Genomic DNA, 1243 nt, shown 5'->3' with positions numbered 1-1243 from the left:
CATTAAAAAAGGCCACCGAAGTGACCTTTTTCTAATAATTAACTCTATAAGTTAATTATTACTCTACGATAGTTGCTACTACACCAGCACCTACAGTACGGCCACCTTCGCGGATTGCGAAACGTAGACCTTCATCCATTGCGATTGGAGAGATTAACTTTACAGTCATCTTAACGTTATCGCCAGGCATTACCATTTCTACGCCATCTGGTAACTGTACGTCACCAGTTACGTCAGTTGTACGGAAGTAGAACTGTGGACGGTAACCTTTGAAGAATGGAGTATGACGACCACCTTCATCTTTCGAAAGTACGTATACTTCTGAAGTGAATGTTGTATGTGGGTTGATTGAACCAGGCTTAGCTAGTACTTGACCACGTTCAACGTCTTCACGCTTAGTACCACGTAGAAGTGCACCAATGTTCTCACCAGCACGACCTTCGTCAAGTAGTTTACGGAACATTTCTACACCAGTACAAGTAGATTTAGTTGTATCGTTGATACCAACAATTTCTACTTCGTCATTGATGCGGATGATACCAGCTTCAACACGACCAGTTACAACAGTACCACGACCTTGGATTGAGAAAACGTCTTCGATAGGCATGATGAATGCTTTATCGATGTCACGCTCTGGCTCTGGGATGTAAGAATCAAGTGCGTCTGCTAGCTCAATGATCTTGTCTTCCCACTCTTTCTCGCCTTCTAACGCTTTAAGCGCAGAACCAGCGATTAGTGGTAAGTCATCACCTGGGAAGTCGTATTCAGAAAGAAGTTCACGAACTTCCATCTCTACTAGTTCAAGTAGCTCTTCGTCATCAACCATGTCACATTTGTTCATGAATACAACGATGTAAGGAACGCCAACTTGACGAGAAAGAAGGATGTGCTCACGCGTTTGTGGCATAGGGCCATCAGTCGCAGCAACAACAAGGATAGCGCCGTCCATTTGAGCAGCACCAGTGATCATGTTTTTAACATAATCGGCGTGTCCAGGACAATCTACGTGTGCGTAGTGACGAGTAGGCGTATCGTATTCAACGTGTGAAGTTGAGATTGTGATACCGCGCTCGCGCTCTTCAGGAGCGTTATCGATTGATGCGAAATCTTTAGCAACACCGCCGTATACTTTTGCAAGTACGTTAGTGATTGCTGCAGTTAGGGTAGTTTTACCGTGGTCAACGTGGCCGATTGTACCTACGTTTACATGCGGTTTTACGCGTTCAAACTTTGCTTTTGCCAT

General features: G+C 44.5%; 1 protein-coding gene. It reads right to left on the bottom strand.

What is annotated here, in order from left to right:
- Positions 1-58 precede the first annotated feature (58 nt).
- Positions 59-1243, bottom strand: coding sequence for an elongation factor Tu (tuf, locus tag J7338_RS20485; RefSeq protein ID WP_210798819.1), 1185 nt, complete (start codon positions 1241-1243; stop codon positions 59-61).

It is taken from the genome of Pseudoalteromonas ostreae, assembly GCF_018069805.1.
Taxonomy (GTDB): Bacteria; Pseudomonadota; Gammaproteobacteria; order Enterobacterales; family Alteromonadaceae; genus Pseudoalteromonas; species Pseudoalteromonas ostreae.
The sequence above is the reverse complement of the archived record's forward strand: the minus strand, read 5'-3'. Positions and strand labels throughout refer to the sequence as shown.